The sequence below is a fragment of the Thermus igniterrae ATCC 700962 genome (assembly GCF_000376265.1).
GTDB classification, from domain to species: domain Bacteria; phylum Deinococcota; class Deinococci; order Deinococcales; family Thermaceae; genus Thermus; species Thermus igniterrae.
In genome coordinates this window covers 1-3,808 of the sequence record NZ_AQWU01000011.1, presented here as the reverse complement: position 1 = coordinate 3,808, position 3,808 = coordinate 1, and the positions used below count along the sequence as shown (strand labels likewise).

Sequence of the window (3,808 nt, the reverse complement as noted above, 5' to 3'; positions counted from 1 at the left end):
TGGCCGGGCGGGAAGGGGAGGGGCATGGGGCATAGGACCTGGGGCGGGCGTTTTGCCGAGGGGCCGGACCGGTTGGCGGCCCAGTTCAACGCCTCTTCTTTTGGGCCCCTAGAAAGCGAAATGGGCCCGCCCGGGCGGACCCATTTCGCCTAGAGCCTATGGCCTAGCCAAAACAATGACCGGGGATTCCCAGGTTTCCCAATGCTTGGGATTGCCCGGGTCGCCCAGGGCCTTCAGCACCTTGAGGCGCACGATGTAGCGCCCGTTAGGCACCACTTTGAAGAGGCTGTTGGGGCCTTGGCCGTTGTCCATGTTGCTGTGGATGCGCGTACCATCCCAGGCGAAGGCGAAGAAGCCGGTGGCCGTGGAGTTCCTGGGCACGTACTCCAGGTCCACGAACTTGTTGAACACCGGATGCACGGGCCTACGGGAGCGGGCCTCCAGGATCTCAAACTCCAGCTCCTGGGCCTGGTGGTCCAGGTGGACCAGGAAGTAGGGCAGGTCCCCGTCTTGCAGAGTGAAGGTGGCCTCGCCCGTGACCCGGGTATATGTATTCCCCGAAAGCCGCGCCAGCCAGGGGAAGTCAAAGGTGGTGGGTTCAAGTACCCGGATGGCCTGGTAGTCCCCCTTGAAGCCGGCGTAGGGCACCCGGGCCACCACTTGGCCCTCCTCGTCCGTGATCACCAGATAGCCGCTGAAGACGCTGCCGTTGGCCAGGCCTGGGTTGGGGGTGATGTTCACGGCCACGGTGGCGGACTCCCCAGGGGCCAGGGTGAGGGAGGGGGGAGAGAAGCTCACGCTGGCGGGGGCGTTGAAGTATGTGAGGGTGAAGGTGCCGCGGCTGGCCGGGGCTGGCTGGTGGCTCAGGGTGTAGGTGGTTGGGGCCGGGCCCAGGTGGCTGAGCGTCAGGGTGGCATAGGCGCTACCCGACTCCACCTCACCCAGGCTGATCTTGGCTGGGGTTATCCGGACGGGGCTCCGCAGGGCCTCGAGGGCCTGCACCATTCCTGCCCCCTGGCGGTGGACGATCTCCAGGAGGCCGGAGGTGGGTGCCACGGATAGACGCTGGGGCTTGGCGGTGTTTTGCAAGATGTCCCGTACCTCTTCCGCGGGGGTACGGGGGTGGGCTTGCAGGTAGAGGGCCACCACCCCGGCCACGTGGGGGGCGGCCATGGAGGTGCCGCTCAGGAGGGCATACCCACCCCGCTCCAGGGGATAGGTGGAGTAGATGAGGCCACCCGGGGCCCCCAGGTCGGGCTTCAAGGTGAGGTCGGGGGAAAGACCGATAGAGCTGAAGCTGCTGATGAGGTTCCCCGTGGGGTTGGGGAAGGAGGCCACCTGGTCCGTCCAGGTCAGGGTCACGGGCCCGGTTTGCAGACGCTGGTAGATGAGAACCCCATCGGTATCGCTGATGGACACCACCGGGATGTTCACAGGGGGTGAGCCAGCCACGGTGGCGGAGAAGCGGCCAGGCACGTTGTTGTAGAGGATAACCGCTGCCGCGCCGGCGGCTTCAGCGTTTCTGGCCTTCTGGTAGAAGGTGCACCCTCCCCGGCGGATCAAGGCCGCTTGCCCCGAGAGGCTACCCGCAGGAAGTGGGGAGCAGGCGTCCGCTGTGGCTGTGGGCGTACCCGTGGCCTTGATGGGCAGGCTGCCCGAGGTGGGGGGTAAGGGGGCACCCGTGGCCGGGGTATAGCCGATGGCCCGGCCATCGGGGCTGAGGGTGAAGATGCTCAAGGTTACGGCCACGTTGTCAAAGGAGGCCACGCTGATCACCTTCTCCCCTACGCTGGGAGCGCTCAGGGAGAAGGCCCCGTTGGCCCCGCTGTTCCCTGCGGAGGCCACCACCACCACGCCTTTCCTCACCAGGCGGTCCGAGGCCACCGCCGTGGGGTACTGGGGCCACTGGAACGCAGCCCCCAGGCTCATGTTCACCACGTCCATCCGGTCCTTCCAGGCCATTTCCAAGGCGGCCAGGATGATATCGGAAGTGGTGGAACCCTCACAGCCAAAGACCTTGTAGGCCCCGAAGCTTACCTCGGGGGCTACGCCCTTGACGCGGCCGTTGGCCCCCACAATGCCCGCCACATGGGTGCCGTGGCCGTTGCAGTCGTCGGGGTTGGGGTCGGGATTGGGGGTGAGGCGGCTTGGGTTAGAAGCGTCAAAGGCATCGCCCACAAAGTCCCAACCCGCCACGATCCGTCCCGCCAGGTCCGGGTGTTCCAGGTCAATGCCGGTGTCAATGATGCCCACCCGTACCCCTCGGCCGGTAAGGCCCATATTGTTGTGCACCAGGTCCACCTGCGTCTGGGTGACGGCGGTAAAGAGTTCAGGGGCGGTGCCCCCTTCCACCACCTCCGGGATGGGCACGGTAAAGACAGGCCACACTGCCTTTACCCCAGGAAGGGCCCGGAGCTTAGCCGCTTCTGCTGGGGTGGCCCGTACAGAAAGGCCATTCCACACCCCCTCGTACGCCAGGCGCTCTTGGAACTTTACCCCGTTGGCCCGGGCTAAGGCACGGAAATTGGCCCGCTCTTGGGCTAGGTTGGCCGGGTTACCCCCTTCAATGGTCGCCGGCCCGCTCAGCTCCACCAGCCAAAGGGTGGGGCTCTCGTCCACCATCTCCCCAAGGACGCCCAGAGGCGTTGGGCCGGAGCCCAGAGGCTGGACGGGCTCTGCGCCCCTTTGACCCTGCTGCAGGTTAGAGCAGGCCGCAAGAAAAACCAACCCAACCGCCAGACTTAAAATCTTCCTAAGCATACCTTCACCTCTTCCGAATGGCCCAAGAACCTGTGAAAAGCCGCAATGCCTCGTCTGTCCTCTTTGCCCCACCGATTTTGACTCCAGCAGAGTATACCCAGAGGCCCTTCGGGATTGTCAAGAAGACTTTTATGCTGAGGCTAAACGCCAGGGGTTCCACGGACGCGGTAGCCCAAAGGTAGGCAACGAGGGCTCCCTTGTTGTATAGTTATGCGCGCCCCTCAGGGGGTAGACTCGAGGTCAGCATGAAGATCGTCCTGGCATACTCCGGCGGGCTGGACACCAGCATCATCCTCAAGTGGCTCAAGGAGAACTACGGGGCCGAGGTCATCGCCTTCACCGCGGACATCGGCCAGGGGGAAGAGGTGGAGGAGGCCCGGCAGAAAGCTTTACGCACGGGGGCCTCCAAGGCCATCGCCCTGGACCTGAGGGAGGAGTTCGTCCGCGACTTCGTCTTCCCCATGTTCCGCGCCGGGGCCCTTTACGAGGGGTACTACCTCCTGGGCACCGCCATCGCCCGGCCCCTCATCGCCAAGTACTTGGTGAAGATCGCCGAGGAGGAGGGGGCGGAGGCGGTGGCCCACGGGGCCACGGGCAAGGGCAACGACCAGGTGCGCTTTGAGCTCACCGCCTATGCCCTGAAGCCCGACATCCGGGTCATCGCCCCCTGGCGGGAGTGGAGCTTCAAGGGCCGGCCCGAGATGATGGCCTACGCCGAGGCCCACGGCATCCCCGTGCCGGTGACCCAGGAGAAGCCCTACTCCATGGACGCCAACCTCCTGCATATTTCCTACGAGGGAGGGGTGCTGGAGGACCCCTGGGCCGAGCCCCCCCAGGGCATGTTCCGCATGACCCAAGACCCCGAGGCGGCCCCGGACACTCCCGAGTACGTGGAGGTGGCCTTTGAGCGGGGGGATGCGGTGGCGGTGAACGGGGAAAGGCTTTCCCCGGCCGCCCTCCTGCAAAAACTTAACGAAATCGGGGGCCGGCACGGGGTGGGCCGGGTGGACCTGGTGGAGAACCGCTTCGTGGGCATGAAGTCCCGGGG

2 protein-coding genes are annotated in these 3,808 nt (G+C 65.4%); one reads left to right on the top strand and one right to left on the bottom strand.

The features are described from left to right. Window positions 1-156: 156 nt before the first annotated feature. Window positions 157-2,622: a S8 family serine peptidase gene (locus tag B128_RS13285; protein ID WP_018110286.1), complete on the bottom strand. Its 2,466-nt coding sequence runs from the start codon at window positions 2,620-2,622 to the stop codon at window positions 157-159. A 383-nt stretch (window positions 2,623-3,005) separates the two neighbouring features. On the opposite strand from B128_RS13285, the gene B128_RS0100130 reads away from it, so the two are divergent. Next, window positions 3,006-3,808: argininosuccinate synthase (locus B128_RS0100130; protein ID WP_018110285.1), on the top strand; the 803-nt coding region annotated here is incomplete at its 3' end.